This window comes from Vibrio sp. Y51_MX_L26 (genome assembly GCF_024181935.1).
Classification (GTDB): Bacteria; Pseudomonadota; Gammaproteobacteria; order Enterobacterales; family Vibrionaceae; genus Vibrio; species Vibrio diabolicus.
The window spans coordinates 1-14640 of sequence record NZ_JAMZAS010000014.1; the positions used below are offsets into that span (position 1 = coordinate 1).

Annotated in this window: 18 protein-coding genes; 4 read left to right on the forward strand and 14 right to left on the reverse strand. The window is 46.5% G+C overall.

Going from position 1 to position 14640, the window contains the following annotated elements:
* From NL645_RS20400 to fkpA, 9 genes are all read right to left on the reverse strand, one after another.
* Nucleotides 1-122: GTP-binding protein (locus tag NL645_RS20400; RefSeq protein ID WP_253645201.1), on the reverse strand; the 122-nt coding region annotated here is incomplete at its 3' end.
* A 153-nt stretch (nt 123-275) separates the two neighbouring features.
* Entirely contained in the window at nt 276-2375 is a 2100-nt protein-coding gene (gene fusA, locus NL645_RS20405) for an elongation factor G (RefSeq protein ID WP_005397643.1), read from the reverse strand.
* Between the two features lie 75 nt (nt 2376-2450).
* The gene (rpsG, locus tag NL645_RS20410; RefSeq protein ID WP_005382796.1) at nt 2451-2921 is read right to left on the reverse strand and encodes a 30S ribosomal protein S7; all 471 of its coding nucleotides are present in this window, start codon (nt 2919-2921) and stop codon (nt 2451-2453) included.
* A gap of 101 nt (nt 2922-3022) precedes the next feature.
* The gene (gene rpsL, locus NL645_RS20415; RefSeq protein WP_004399892.1) at nt 3023-3397 is read right to left on the reverse strand and encodes a 30S ribosomal protein S12; all 375 of its coding nucleotides are present in this window, start codon (nt 3395-3397) and stop codon (nt 3023-3025) included.
* Between the two features lie 177 nt (nt 3398-3574).
* Nucleotides 3575-3850: a sulfurtransferase complex subunit TusB gene (tusB, locus tag NL645_RS20420; RefSeq protein WP_253652311.1), complete on the reverse strand. Its 276-nt coding sequence runs from the start codon at nt 3848-3850 to the stop codon at nt 3575-3577.
* 7 nt (nt 3851-3857) lie between these two features.
* The gene (gene tusC, locus NL645_RS20425; RefSeq protein ID WP_005397648.1) at nt 3858-4214 is read right to left on the reverse strand and encodes a sulfurtransferase complex subunit TusC; all 357 of its coding nucleotides are present in this window, start codon (nt 4212-4214) and stop codon (nt 3858-3860) included.
* Entirely contained in the window at nt 4211-4606 is a 396-nt protein-coding gene (gene tusD / locus NL645_RS20430; protein WP_005397650.1) for a sulfurtransferase complex subunit TusD, read from the reverse strand. Before tusD ends, tusC begins: the two co-directional genes overlap by 4 nt.
* On the reverse strand, nt 4603-5325 hold the full coding sequence (locus tag NL645_RS20435) for a transcriptional regulator (RefSeq protein WP_031780643.1): 723 nt from the start codon (nt 5323-5325) through the stop codon (nt 4603-4605). Before NL645_RS20435 ends, tusD begins: the two co-directional genes overlap by 4 nt.
* 143 nt (nt 5326-5468) lie before the next feature.
* Nucleotides 5469-6251: an FKBP-type peptidyl-prolyl cis-trans isomerase gene (gene fkpA, locus NL645_RS20440; RefSeq protein ID WP_054868284.1), complete on the reverse strand. Its 783-nt coding sequence runs from the start codon at nt 6249-6251 to the stop codon at nt 5469-5471.
* Between the two features lie 128 nt (nt 6252-6379).
* On the opposite strand from fkpA, the gene NL645_RS20445 reads away from it, so the two are divergent.
* Both NL645_RS20445 and NL645_RS20450 read left to right on the forward strand, forming a co-directional pair.
* On the forward strand, nt 6380-7366 hold the full coding sequence (locus NL645_RS20445; RefSeq protein WP_253652331.1) for a WD40 repeat domain-containing protein: 987 nt from the start codon (nt 6380-6382) through the stop codon (nt 7364-7366).
* On the forward strand, nt 7363-7590 hold the full coding sequence (locus tag NL645_RS20450; RefSeq protein WP_005381455.1) for a SlyX family protein: 228 nt from the start codon (nt 7363-7365) through the stop codon (nt 7588-7590). Before NL645_RS20445 ends, NL645_RS20450 begins: the two co-directional genes overlap by 4 nt.
* Before the next feature lie 84 nt (nt 7591-7674).
* On the opposite strand, the gene NL645_RS20455 is transcribed toward NL645_RS20450, so the two are convergent.
* The 5 genes from NL645_RS20455 to kefG form a co-directional block, all read right to left on the reverse strand.
* Nucleotides 7675-8616 (reverse strand): isoaspartyl peptidase/L-asparaginase family protein, encoded by a 942-nt coding sequence (locus NL645_RS20455; RefSeq protein ID WP_253652312.1) that lies wholly within the window; start codon nt 8614-8616, stop codon nt 7675-7677.
* Between the two features lie 131 nt (nt 8617-8747).
* The gene (slyD, locus tag NL645_RS20460) at nt 8748-9284 is read right to left on the reverse strand and encodes a peptidylprolyl isomerase (protein WP_047010415.1); all 537 of its coding nucleotides are present in this window, start codon (nt 9282-9284) and stop codon (nt 8748-8750) included.
* Nucleotides 9285-9376: 92 nt separating this feature from the next.
* Nucleotides 9377-9577, reverse strand: a complete 201-nt coding sequence (locus NL645_RS20465; RefSeq protein ID WP_005381449.1) for a YheV family putative zinc ribbon protein — start codon at nt 9575-9577, stop codon at nt 9377-9379.
* Nucleotides 9578-9610: 33 nt separating this feature from the next.
* Nucleotides 9611-11407 (reverse strand): glutathione-regulated potassium-efflux system protein KefB, encoded by a 1797-nt coding sequence (gene kefB / locus NL645_RS20470; protein WP_237312617.1) that lies wholly within the window; start codon nt 11405-11407, stop codon nt 9611-9613.
* The gene (kefG, locus tag NL645_RS20475; RefSeq protein WP_253652313.1) at nt 11391-11984 is read right to left on the reverse strand and encodes a glutathione-regulated potassium-efflux system ancillary protein KefG; all 594 of its coding nucleotides are present in this window, start codon (nt 11982-11984) and stop codon (nt 11391-11393) included. The genes kefB and kefG overlap by 17 nt, the downstream gene beginning before the upstream one ends.
* A gap of 209 nt (nt 11985-12193) precedes the next feature.
* Between kefG and NL645_RS20480 the strand changes: the two genes are divergently transcribed.
* A complete protein-coding gene (locus NL645_RS20480) occupies nt 12194-14113 on the forward strand; it encodes an ABC transporter ATP-binding protein (protein WP_031780646.1) in 1920 nt (639 codons plus the stop codon).
* Nucleotides 14110-14598: a TIGR02444 family protein gene (locus NL645_RS20485; protein WP_005397673.1), complete on the forward strand. Its 489-nt coding sequence runs from the start codon at nt 14110-14112 to the stop codon at nt 14596-14598. Before NL645_RS20480 ends, NL645_RS20485 begins: the two co-directional genes overlap by 4 nt.
* Nucleotides 14599-14640 lie beyond the last annotated feature (42 nt).

Consider the following 14640-nt stretch of genomic DNA (forward strand, 5'->3'; position numbering starts at 1 on the left):
CCGTAAACTTTAGCAAGAGTAGTACAGATAGCTGCAGTTAGAGTTGTTTTACCGTGGTCAACGTGGCCGATAGTACCAACGTTAACGTGCGGTTTCGTACGTTCAAATTTTTCTTTAGACACGATCGTGTTCCTTCCTAGTTATGATTCGTCGTGATCATTATTGATCGACGACGCGCCAGAAATTGTTATTTTATGCGCCAACGCCCGTTAGCGCAATATTTGGACGCCCTGATCTCGCAAAAAGTCGTAAACTTTTTGTAGTTCAATCGTCAATTAGTAACCACGCTCTGCAATAATTTTATCTGCGAAGTTTTTCGGCACTTCAGCGTACTCGTGAAACTCCATAGAGTAAGACGCACGGCCTTGAGTTGCAGAACGTAGATCAGTTGCGTAACCGAACATTTCAGATAGTGGTACTTGAGCACGGATGATCTTAAGACCAGCCACACCTTCGTCCATGCCTTCAATGATACCGCGACGACGGTTTAGGTCACCAACAACGTCACCCATCCAGTCTTCCGGAGTGGTTACTTCGACATTCATCATTGGTTCTAGAATCACAGGTTGTGCTTCTAGTGCACCTTTCTTGAATGCCATCGAGCCAGCGATCTTAAACGCCATCTCGCTTGAGTCTACATCGTGGTAAGAACCATCAAATAGTGTAGCTTTAATATCTAGTACAGGGTAACCCGCTAGAACACCACTATTCATTTGTTCCTCGATACCTTTCGATACCGAACTGATGTATTCCTTAGGAATCACACCACCCACGATTTCGTCTACGAATACGAAACCTTCGCCAGGTTCAGAAGGCTCAAGTTTGACCCACACATGACCGTATTGACCACGACCACCTGATTGACGAACAAACTTACCTTCAACTTCCGCTTTACCACGAATGGTTTCACGGTAAGCAACCTGAGGTTTACCAACGTTACAATCAACGCTGAATTCACGCTTCATACGATCAACGATAATGTCTAGGTGAAGTTCACCCATACCTGAGATCAGAGTCTGACCTGATTCGTCGTCCGTTTCCACGCGGAATGATGGATCTTCCGCAGCCAGTTTACCTAGCGCGATAGCCATTTTCTCTTGGTCTGCCTTAGAACGAGGTTCTACAGCAATCTGAATAACTGGTTCAGGGAACTCCATGCGCTCTAGAATCACTTTGTGGTTCTGATCACACAATGTGTCACCTGTTGTTACGTCTTTCAGACCGATAGCAGCAGCGATATCACCAGCGCGAACTTCTTTCACTTCTTCACGCTTATTCGCATGCATCTGAACGATACGACCGAAACGCTCTTTCTTCTCTTTTACAGAGTTGTAAACAGCGTCGCCGGAGTTTACTACACCAGAGTAAACACGCATGAACGTTAGCGTACCCACGAATGGGTCAGTCGCGATCTTAAATGCTAGCGCAGAGAATGGTTCGTTGTCGTCAGCGTGACGCTCAACTTCATTTTCTCTTTCGTCAACACCTTTAATTGCAGGTACGTCAACTGGCGATGGCAAGAACTCGATCACAGCATCTAGTACCGCTTGAACACCTTTGTTCTTAAACGCACTACCACAAGTGGCCAGTACGATTTCGTTGTTTAGTGTACGAGTACGTAGAGCTTGTTTGAGCTCAGCTTCAGTCAATTCACCTTCTTCAAGGTACTTGTCCATCAGCTCTTCGCTAGCTTCAGCAGCGGATTCAACCATGTGGTTGCGCCACTCTTCAGCAAGTTCGATCATGTCAGCTGGGATGTCTTCGTAAGTAAACGAAGTGCCTTGATCGGCTTCATTCCAGTTGATCATCTTCATCTTGATAAGGTCGATGACACCTCTGAACTCATCTTCTGCACCAACGTTCAGTTGGATTGGAACAGGGTTCGCACCAAGACGATTTTTAATTTGGTCCACAACGCGTAGGAAGTCTGCTCCCGCACGGTCCATCTTGTTTACAAATACCAAACGTGGAACGTGGTATTTGTCTGCTTGACGCCATACAGTTTCAGACTGAGGTTCAACACCAGATGAGCCACAGAACACAACCACAGCACCATCAAGTACACGAAGAGAACGCTCTACTTCGATAGTAAAGTCAACGTGTCCAGGGGTATCAATGATGTTTACGCGATGCTCAGGGAACTGTGCTTCCATACCACGCCAGAATGTAGTAGTCGCAGCGGATGTGATAGTGATACCACGTTCCTGCTCCTGCTCCATCCAGTCCATGGTTGCAGCACCATCGTGAACTTCGCCGATTTTGTGAGAAAGGCCAGTGTAGAACAGAATACGCTCAGTTGTGGTTGTTTTTCCTGCATCTACGTGAGCACAGATACCGATATTACGGTAGCGCTCAATAGGAGTTTTACGAGCCACGATTGTATCCTCTTACTAAGGTGTACCTTAGAGTATAGAAAAGTGCTGCGAGAGAACCTCGCAGCACAGAAGGTATTACCAGCGGTAATGAGCGAACGCTTTGTTTGCGTCAGCCATGCGGTGAACGTCTTCACGTTTCTTAACCGCAGTACCTTTGTTCTCAGACGCGTCTAGCATTTCAGCTGCTAGGCGTTGAGCCATAGATTTTTCACCACGCTTGCGCGCAGCTTCAACCAACCAACGCATAGCAAGTGCGTTACGGCGAACCGGACGTACTTCTACAGGTACTTGGTAAGTTGAACCACCAACACGGCGAGATTTAACCTCTACCGCAGGGCGTACGTTTTCAAGAGCTTCTTCAAAAATAGCTAAGTGGTCTTTACCAGACTTTTCAGCCATAGCATCTAGTGCAGTGTAAACGATTTTCTCTGCAGTAGATTTTTTACCGTCAACCATTAGGATGTTAACGAATTTTGCCAGCAATTCAGATTTGAATTTTGGATCTGGAAGGATCTTACGCTGACCAATGACGCGACGACGTGGCATGGATTTATCTCCGTTGTCTTCTTCAGGTTTTATCCAAAACTTTTCAGTTTTTTCAAAAAATTAAAAATAATTTAGTGTTTGGCCTTACTTAACGGAATCCATTAAGACTTAGGACGCTTCACACCGTACTTAGAACGACCTTGTTTACGGTCGTTAACGCCAGCACAGTCAAGTGCACCGCGAACAGTGTGGTAACGTACACCCGGAAGGTCTTTTACACGACCGCCACGGATTAGTACAACACTGTGCTCTTGAAGGTTGTGACCTTCACCGCCGATGTACGATGTAACTTCGAAGCCGTTTGTCAGACGTACACGACAAACTTTACGAAGTGCTGAGTTAGGTTTTTTAGGTGTAGTAGTGTAAACACGAGTACATACACCACGTTTTTGTGGGCACGCTTCTAGTGCAGGCACGTTGCTTTTAACAACTTGCTTTGCACGAGGCTTACGTACCAACTGGTTAATAGTTGCCATTAACTAGCTCCTGATTTACTTGAAAGTAAGCTTTGTGAAAAATCTATCCCCAACTACCATTGCAGTTAGGGACGCAAAATTCTATGCAGCAGTGAGAGGTGTGTCAAGAAATATACGGATCTTTTTTGTTCAATTAGGACAATTCATCCGTAAAGCTTTAGCGACAGTAAATCACGTTCAATCCCAAGTAAGCGATTTATCCTGTTTAACTGTGAGCTCAACGAAGCCTGAGTAATTCACGATCGTCAGTGATGGACTGATACGATTCGCAATACCGCGAGCGTGAATATCGCTCTCTAGCACAAATACACTGCGGTTTTTTAGGTGGGAGAACGCTTTATGCTGCGAATTAGCAGCGTACACGGCATCTTCTATAAGTAAGATGTCATCCTGTGCACTGCATAAGGGTATGGCGTCTTCTAGAGCGGAGACCGTTTTTATAATATGTAGCATAACTTCCTCAGAACGACAGTAGCTTGCCAGCGTGTTGCAACTTATCTTTGAGCTGCTCTGAGCTTAACGCTTGAGCTTCAATGACTAAGTCCGCTTGAGCCAAACCTCGCTGAGCTAATGACTCTGAGCACACAAAGACTTGTTCAATATCGTATAAATCGAAAAGCTTCAGCATCGGCGCATAATCTTTGCTCAAGATCTTACTCGGTTCTTGTCCTAGTAGAAGCTGGTAAACCCCATCGCCCATGAAAATGACGCTGATATCTTCACAGTAAGCCGACGCGGCTAATAGTGCATCCACACCTTCACGGCCAGCCGCACTGCCATGCGGTGCGCTACGAAATAGATAAGTTAGCTGACTCAAAACTGTACCACTCTGTCTTGGGTTAACATCGCTTCGGCTAAGCTACCTAAGCCGGCTTGCTCAAAACCTTCCGCTAGATTGCTCTGGAGCAAACCATGTTGATTCGCTTCTTCTTCACTTACGATCCCGCGACGCAAAGCCGCAGCAACACAAGTTTCTAGACGAACACCATGCTCTTTTGCCAAAGATTGCCATGCCTTATTGAGATCAAATTCGTCGTTGGCAGGCACACTCAAAGCAGTACCATTGGTCACGCCCTCTTGATAAAAGAAAACGCTCACTAACTGATGGCCTTGCTCAATCACCGCCTTGGCGAACTGATAAGCACTGCGCGCTGACTGGCTACCGTAAACAGGACCGTTCACCACCAACGTGTAAGTCAGTTTACTCACTTTTCATCGTCCTCGGTTTTACGTTGACGAATGTATAAGTAGACGGTGTGTTTTGAAATGTTAAGACGATCTGCAACGCGGTTGATGGCATCTTTAATATCGAAGATGCCTTTGTCGTACAATTCCATCACGATTTGGCGATTCTTGGTGTTGTTCGATACGGATTTATCCGCATTGATCTCTTCGATGGTGCGTTCAACAGTTTGGTCCACCAGCTCTTCTACGTCACTAGCAAAGTTAACCGAGGAAGCCGCTTCTTTTGCTTCTTGCGTTGGCATGAAAGATTGAAGGACTTGCGAGAAGGGCGCGTCCAAGTTGACGTTGATACACAACAAACCAATAACGCGATTTTCACCATTACGAATGGCGACAGTGATCGACTTCATCAACACGCCACCTTTTGCACGGGTAAAGTACGAACGTGAGAAGTTGCGCTCCGAGCCTTCGATGTCTTTTAGCATTTTAAGCGCTAAGTCAGTGATCGGTGAGCCGACTTGGCGACCCGTGTTTTCACCGTTAGCGATTTTAATTGCAGAGGTATTTAAGTCTTCTAGCGAGTGAAGAACGATTTCACAAAAGGGACCTATCAGGCTGGCGATACCATCAACGACCGCCTCATAAGATCTTAAAATGATTTTGTCGTGCTCGGTAAACGGCATCACGTTAACGGATTCCATTTCGAGCAGCATCTCCGCGTTTATTGTTTCTGTAGTTGTCATAAGCCTTCGAGCGAAAAATCAACAAATTGGTGTAAGTTTATCAGAAAATTTGAAAATCAACCTAGCAAACTCACCAACTAGTGACCTAGAACAAAAAAGGCCCGTTAAACGGACCTTTTTCAATAACTTATCGCGGCTTATTGTTATTGCTCTGCGTTGTCGTTCTCAACTTTTAGCAGCTCAACTTCAAATACTAGCGTTGAGTTAGCAGGAATGCTTGGTGTGTCTTGATCACCGTATGCTAGCTCTGGCGGGATAACGAATTTGAATTTAGAACCCACAGGCATTAGCTGAACACCTTCTGTCCAACCTGGGATTACACGGTTAAGTGGGAATGTTGCAGGTTCACCACGATCGTAAGAGCTATCAAATTGCGTACCATCGATTAGCGTACCTTTGTAGTGTACTTGAACCGTATCAGTGTCTTTTGGCTTCTCACCTTCAGCAGGAGTAATAACTTGGTATAGAAGACCTGTATCTGTCTTCACTACGCCTTCTTGCTTCTCGAACTCAGCACGGAAATCATCGCCAGCTTTTTTTGCTTCAGCTGCTTTCTCAGCCGCTTGTGCTTGCATCTTTTCAGCAACACGCTTATCTAGAGATTCTAGTGCTGCACGTGTTTCTTCTTCATTCAATTCAGCATTGCCTCTGAAGACGTCTTCGATACCTTTTAGTACCAAGTCTTTGTTAAGATTAATGCCGATTTCGCTTGGCTTGTCGATGCTTGTGCTTAGGTAGTTAGCAAATGAAACACCGATTGCGTATGCCGCTTTATCGTCGTCGGTTTTAAAGTGAACCGCTTTACCGGTTTCTGCTTGAACTTGTTCTGCTTGAGGTGCGGCTTCTGTTTTAGTTTCTTCTTTCTGACAACCTACCGCTAGCATAACTGTTGCAGCAAGTAGCGACACTTTTAAAACTGATTTCATTAAATTCTCCCAATAATGGCTTTGCCATTGGTTGTTGTGCACAAATCTTCTATGAGACTAGTGAAGACAATCGTTATACCAATATACTAGCTATATGTCTTAAGACACAAACCGGATTATTAGATGTGATGCAAAGAATTTCTCATTTATTCCTATATTTAATTGTCATCACCACGTTAAATGGTTGCTTTTTCGCCGAGCGTGAAGTGCACCGTTGGCCGATAGAGCCTCAGGGTGCGACGAGCTTCGCACTTAGCAGAGATGGACGATTTGCTCTGCTCTATTCTCAGCAACACCATTTGATGTTGTGGGACCTAGAGCAAAATGAACAACTAGCCAACCTGGGTGAGCTCGATGCCGATGCCAACGTGGTATCCCATATTCGTATCTCAGACAATGGTCGCTATGCAGTCACAGCAAGCCAAATGAACTTCGCAGTTTGGGACTTAGGTTGGACGCAATCCGAAGGCCTTTGGTCTATTTCTGATGCGCTCATTCGCGACGTTGATATCACCAGTAACGGTGAACAAGTTCTGCTCGGGTTATCCAACGGTAAAGCAATTTACGTCAACTTAGTCACCGGACGTCGCTTGGAGTTCCTTGCGCATCGTGAAAAAGTCAATTCCGTCGCCATTTCTCCTAATGGCCGCTTCGCACTGACTGGTGGTAATGACTACAAAGCGTATTTGTGGGACACCGAAACCGGACAAGTGCTGCGGACCTTCGAACATGAACAACGGGTTGTTCGTGTTGCCCTGCAACGAGATGGCAAGTTAGCAATGACATCCGATGGCGGAAACCAAGCGGTAATTTGGGATTTAAAAACTGGACAAGAGGTCACACGGTTGAGCAGTTGGTCACGCCAATTGATCTTCTCTACTGCGCGATTTTCTGATGACGGAACTCAGTTAGTGACAGGAACGCCTTCTGGCCGCGTTTCAATATGGGATACTCAAACCGGAAAACGGATTGGCGGATTTGAAGTTGAGCCCAAAAAAGACACTCGCCCTCCCCGTGCGGTCGTGTATGATGCAGCCTTTGATTCAAAACAACGCGTAATTACTGCTACTTCAGCAGGTATTGCCCAAGCTTGGCAGTTAGAGAACGGATCATGACAGAAAAAATCATTCAGCAATTGGAAGCTCGCATTAATGACTTAGAATGTCAGCTTGCGTTCCAAGAACAGACTATTGAAGATCTGAACGGCGCCTTATCGCAGCAGCAACTGCAAATTACCAAGATGCTCGATCAGATGAAATATGTGGTAGGTAAAGTAAAAAATATGGACTCGTCGAATTTAGCCGATCCGTCAGAAGAAACCCCACCACCGCATTATTAAAATGCAGGCTCAAATAGCACAAAGCCCAGAACGTGTTCTGGGCTTTGTTGTATTGATTACTTAAGAAGGTTGCTCAAGAGGAAGCTATTCGTCAGCGTAGATTTTGACGCTCAACTCGCCTTGAGTATTGATGCTAGCTCGGTACATACCAGAGCTGTTCATCGCAAAGTGCAGCTCACCTTGCGCGTCAATTGCGATTAAACCGCCTTCGCCGCCCATCTCTTTCAGTTCCCCCTGAATAATATGCTCACAAGCAGTATGAATATCTTCTTGTAAGTAACGCATCCGCGCGGCGACGTCTTCTGCGACACGTTTACGGATAAAAAACTCACTGACACCCGTAGTTGAAACCGCGACAACGCCATTTTCGGCCACCGTGCCACAGCCTATCAAAGCCGAATCCCCAACTCGATTATATTGCTTATTCGTTACGCCACCCGTGCTGGTGGCAGCGGCTAAGTTACCTTGTTGGTCCAACGCTACTGCTCCGACGGTGCCATGTTTACGATCATCCGGGTAACGAGATTCCGACAAAGCAAATAGTCCTTTCTCACGCATAGACAGCAACTGCTCATAACGGCGATCAGTAAAGAAGTAATCTTGCTCGGTATACTCATGGCCTTGCTCAAAAGCAAACGTCTCTGCGCCCTCACCCACCAACAACACATGATTGCTGTTTCGCATCACGTCACGAGCGAGTTCAATTGGGTTTCTGATATGACGAACACCTGCGACCGCACCTGCTGCAAGGTTTCGCCCATCCATCACAGAAGCGTCCATTTCAACCATTTCGTTGTTGGTCAGCACTGAGCCTTTACCCGCATTAAAGTTAGGCGAGTCTTCCAATACTTTCACTGCCGCTACGACTGCATCTAAGGCTTCACCGCTCGTTTCTAGAATTTGATGTCCCGCTTTTACCGCAGCTTCTAAATCCGACAAGATGGACTGTTGCAGCTCATCGCTCATCTGTTCACGCAAGATGGTGCCTGCACCGCCATGAATGGCAATCGAGAAAGGTTTCGTCATCGCTTTGTCCAACTGTTATTCCTTGTATGGTTGGCACTACACCTCAGATAAACAAAAAGCGCAAGTTGAAAACTCAACTTGCGCTTTTCAAAGCTTCACTAGATAAGATTATCTAGTGAAGGAGCTTATGATTAGTGAGAACCACAGCTACCGCCGCCACAGCAGCCTTCATCGTCGTGATCATGGTCATGACCACAGCCACCAGCTTGATGGATATGACCGTGTTCGATCTCTTCTGCTGTTGCTTCACGTGTAGACATAACTTCTACTTCGAAAGTTAGTGTTTGACCAGCTAGCATATGGTTACCGTCAACAACCACTTCGTTGCCGTCAACTTCTGTTACTTCTACAGGGATTGGACCTTGGTCAGTGTCAGCTAGGAAGCGCATGCCCACTTCGATTTGGTCAACGCCTTGGAATACGTCCGCAGGAACGCGTTGTACTAGCGCATCGTTGTGCTCGCCGTAAGCTTCCTCAGGAGCTACCGTTACTGAGAACTTGTCGCCAGCCACTTTACCTTCAAGCTCTTTTTCAAGACCAGTGATTAGGTTGTTGTGACCGTGAAGGTAATCTAGAGGCGCTTCTGCTGTTGATTGATCAACAACGACACCGTCTTCCAACATTACTTTGTATGCAAGGCTTGCAACAACGTTCTTTTCAATTTTCATACTAACTCCAGGGAGATTAATTGACTTAACCTGAATGGGGTTAAGTACTGAGATATCTGGGTGTATTATGGGGATCAATTATCGAAGTTCAATTATTCCGGCTTAAAAATTCCGATCATTTCCTGATCTGAGTGTTTATTTTTCTCTACAGATTGCGGTTTACGCTGCTCAGTAAACTCACACTCGACACACTCAACTAACTCGATATTATTTTCAATCCACCAGCGCAGGGTATCTTGCTGGCTGCAATTTGGGCAGCTAGCGCCGGCAATAAAACGTTTCTTGATTTTCACGCTATTTCCTTAGCTTGAGTCTTGGCTCAAGTACTACTTCCAATGATTAGGCGACTGATGGTCGCTCTCCATCTCACGACCAAAAATTTCTTCTAGCTCTTTGCGTGCCTCTTTCGCTCTCTGAGCCAATTTCTTATCTTCATTGTGCTGAGGCAATAAGTCCTTAAGCATAGCATTATCTAACTTACGAAAATGTGCTTCTGCCCGCTTTGCTTGATAAGGGTGCATACCAAGTTCTACGAGCGCTTGGCGACCGAGATCCAATGCCCCTAAAAATGTTTCACGAGAGTAATTCTCGACACCGTGGCTCATTAACTGATACGCCTCGACACGGCTTCTTGCTCGGGCTAGCAACTTAAGTTTCGGGAAGTGCACGCGGCAGATATCAACGATGGCCATCACCTCATCAGGTGAATCGGTACAAATGACCAATGCTTCTGCTTTATCTGCGCCAGCAGCCCGCAAAAGATCAATTTGGGTAGCATCGCCATAAAACACTTTGTAACCATACTTGCGCAGTAGGTGAATTTGGCTGGCATCACTTTCTAATACCGTCACTTTGATTTTATTGGCATACATTAAACGTCCGACGATCTGACCGAAACGTCCAAAGCCTGCAATGATCACACGTGGCCGACGATCCACTACTTTCGTGGTCATGCCCTCTTCTTCTTGATTCAGGGTATGAGCAAACCATTTTTTTTGTCCCATCAGCAAAAGTGGTGTCGTCACCATGGATAGACTGACCACCACCAACAAAAACGCTACTTGCTCTTTGGATAAAATGCCCTCTTGGCTCGCTGCGGTAAATATGACAAAGGCAAACTCACCACCTTGGCTTAAAATCGCGGCCATACGGCTTCTCGCTTTGGCTCCGACACGGGCAGCTCTCGCCAATGCATACAAAACCAAGCCCTTAACCACGACCAAAGCCACCACCGCGCCCAGAATCTCTAAAGGGTGTAATGCCAATAACCCCAAATTTACCGCCATGCCAACCGCGATGAAGAACAAACCCAACAACAAGCCTTTAAATGGTTCGATAGCGATTTCCAATTCATGTCGGTATTCACTCTCAGCCAGCAGAACGCCGGCTAAGAAAGTCCCTAGAGCCATAGAAAGCCCGAGCTTTTGCATCACGACAGAAATCCCAAGCACAACCAACAATGCGGCGACGGTAAAGAGCTCACGAACGCCGCTCATCACAACAAAACGAAACAGTGGACGTAATAAGAAATGGCCACCAATCAACAGGGCCACCACACTGCCTAATACCGTGAAGACATCCAACCAACTACCGCCACTCTGCCCGCCAGCAAGCAAGGGCAACATTGCCAACATTGGGATCACGGCAATATCTTGAAAGAGCAATACAGCAAAACCAGACTGACCCGTTTCGGTGCCATTGAGCCCTTGCTCTTCAATCACTTTTAGAGCAATTGCCGTCGAGGACAGTGCCAATCCCATCCCAATCACCAAACTCACTTGCATACTTACGCCGAACATACTGACGACACTGCCGATCACGGCGGTCGTAACCACCACCTGCGCGCCGCCTAAACCTAGAATCGGTCCTCGCATTTGCCACAGTTTTTTAGGATTTAGTTCAAGGCCGATCAAGAACAGTAACAACACGACCCCAAGTTCAGCAAAGTGCAAAATAGCATCAACATCACTGATTAAGCCAAGGCCCCAAGGGCCAATCAACACACCGGCAAGTAAATAACCTAAAACCGAGCCAAGTCCGAGACGCTGAGCAATCGGCACCGCGATAACCGCAGCCGAGAGAAAGACCACGCTACTTTGAAGAAACTCACTGGTTATCGCCATACTGACCTCCTTGGTCTGCTGCTTCCCAGTTTTCAAGTGGGTTGTTCAACCACCGACGATACAATTCGGCGTGCTCATACCGCTCAATATCCGAGACATTACGCGACCAATACAACACCAAAGGTTCAATCCAGTGCATTTGACACAAGGCAGCCGTCAGTTCAAACGGTTGTAAGATTTGCTGTAATGGATATTTGTTGTACCCCTTCGCGCTAAAGGCCTCTTCTTTCCCCCCCGTTGTAATCACACTACGCCAGTATTTTCCCTCTAGCGCCGAACCTCCGCCAAAAGCAAAACCTTTGCCCAGCACTCGGTCCAACCACTCTTTTAACAGGGCTGGGCATGAATACATATAAAGCGGGTGATGAAACACGATCACATCATGCGTAAGCAACAACTCATGTTCGTAATTCACATCAATAAAGAAGTCAGGGTAAACACCGTAAAGATCGTGCACAGTGACGTGATCAAGCGACTGAGCTTTTTTAATCATCACTTGATTAGCAATCGAGTTATGTGGCTCTGGATGAGCATAAATGACCAGAACTCTTGGGAGAATAGACGGTGCAACAGCCAAATGGTCGTCCTTGTGGTTATTTTTATCCGTTATCAAATTGTTATACTTTTTTGTACAGCATAATGCAATTAAAGCGAATCAATCGACTTTTCCGGCCAATACCCCTACTATTCACCGCTAGATATATACCCAAGTGGCTTTAAAAACGATTGAAACCACTTCGCTATGTAACCAAGCAACGCGCACTGCGCAAAGTGAATGAAAACTTTATGATTACCTTCTCTGATATTCAGTTACTGCGTGGCGGTAAACCTCTTTTAGATCAAGCTTCAGCGACTATCCATCCTGGCGATAAAGTCGGTCTTGTGGGCAAAAACGGCTGCGGTAAATCAACGCTATTTGCATTGCTGAAAGATGAACTGTCGATTGATGCAGGCTCATTTAGCCAACCTCAACATTGGGAGTTGGCTTGGGTCGCACAGGAAACGCCTGCGCTAGAGCGCACTGCACTGGAATACGTCATTGATGGTGATCGCGAGTACCGAGCGCTCGAAAAGCAGTTGGCTGAAGCGGAAGCACAAGACAACGGCACCTTGGTTGCCGAGATCCACGGTAAAATTGAAACCATCGGCGGTTATAGCATTCGCGCTCGCGCGGCAGAATTGCTCGACGGTTTAGGTTTCAGCCAAGAGCAAATGAGTTGGAGTTTGACTCAATTCTCAGGTGGTTGGCGTATGCGCCTTAACTTAGCTCAAGCGCTATTGTGCCGTTCTGACTTATTGCTACTCGATGAGCCAACCAACCACTTGGACTTAGACGCGGTGATGTGGCTTGAACGTTGGCTACAAAACTACCCAGGCACACTGATCCTGATCTCGCACGACCGTGACTTCCTTGACCCCATTGTTGGCCGTATTATTCACATCGAAAACCAACAATTGAACGAATACACGGGTAACTATTCGTCGTTCGAAAACCAACGAGCGCAAAAAATGGTGCTGCAGCAAGCGATGTTCGAGAAGCAACAGAAACAGATGTCGCACATGCAAAGCTACATCGACCGTTTCCGTTATAAAGCTTCTAAAGCACGCCAGGCTCAAAGCCGTATTAAAGCTTTGGAGCGCATGGAGAAAGTGTTACCCGCTCAATTCGATAACCCATTTAGCTTCCAATTCCGTGAGCCCGCGGCGCTGCCAAACCCAATCATGATGATGGATGAAGTATCGGCAGGCTACGGTGACAACCTGATCTTAGAGAAGATCCGCTTGAACTTGGTTCCTGGCAGTCGCATTGGTCTGCTCGGCCGTAATGGCGCGGGTAAATCGACCTTAATCAAATTACTCTCTGGTGAGCTTAACGCGCAAGGTGGCGATCTGACTTACTCACAAGGCGTAAAAATAGGTTACTTTGCTCAGCATCAATTAGAAACGCTGCACCCAGAGGAAACGCCGCTGCAACACATGATGCAGATCGCGCCGGATCAAACCGAACAACAGCTACGTGATTACCTGGGCAGCTTTGGCTTCCAAGGCGACAAAGCACTGGAGAAAGTCGCGCCGTTTTCGGGTGGTGAAAAAGCCCGTTTAGTGCTGGCCTTAATTGTGTGGCAAAAGCCAAACCTGTTGCTACTTGATGAACCAACCAACCACTTGGATTTGGACATGCGTCAGGCATTGACGATGGCACTGCAAACGTTCGAAGGTGCAATGGTGATTGTTTCGCACGACCGTTACCTATTGCGTGCTACAACCGATGACTTGTACTTGGTGCACGATCGTCAAGTTGCGCCGTTCGATGGTGACTTAAACGACTACTACAAGTGGTTAACCGAGCAACAAAGAGCGGAACGCAAAGAAGCACAAGCTGCACAGCCAGCCAAAGATAGCGCCAACAGCGCGGCAGCGAAAAAAGAGCAGAAACGTCGCGATGCAGAATTTCGTAAGCAGACGGCGCCAATTCGCAAAACGCTGACACAATTAGAAAATAAAATGGATAAGTTAGGTGCAGCACTGGCCGAAGCTGAAGAACAATTGGCAGATAACTCACTGTATGAAGCCGAAAATAAAGCTAAACTTAACCAAGTGCTGGCTCTTCAAGCTTCTAGTAAGGCAGAGCTCGAAGAAATTGAAATGGAATGGATGTCTGCTCAGGAAGAACTGGAGCAGATGGAGCTAGAGTTTAATCAATGAGTAATCAACACGCTGAATACACACTCACCCTAGAACACCTTTGGCAGTTCAGTCTGCAGTTTTATGGTGTGCGAGAAGTGAAAGAAGCGTGTTTATCATTGCAGAACAATTATCACGGCAACGTGAACCTACTCCTGCTGCTCAGATGGCTCGATGAGCAGCAACTCATTTTCCAAGAAAAAGACTGGCCTCTGGTACAAAGCTGTCTGGGCCGAAGCGAAACCTTACTGCACTCTTTTCGCGACTTACGTCGCCATCTTAAGTCTCAAGTCAATGACGCTTTATATCGTGAAACCTTGCAGTTTGAGCTGCAACTAGAAAAGCAACAACAAGCGGATTTGGTGAACTGCATTAACTCGCTCACGCTGGTCAAAAATGATGGCGCCCCACTCACGCTGAGATACTGTCGTCAACTTGGTGGTGAGCATTTGCAACAGGCCTTTGCTATTCCGGTGCCAAACATTCACCCACCAAAACGCCCATAAATCTGTAGAATACCTATAATCTTTATAAAGGATTATATTAAT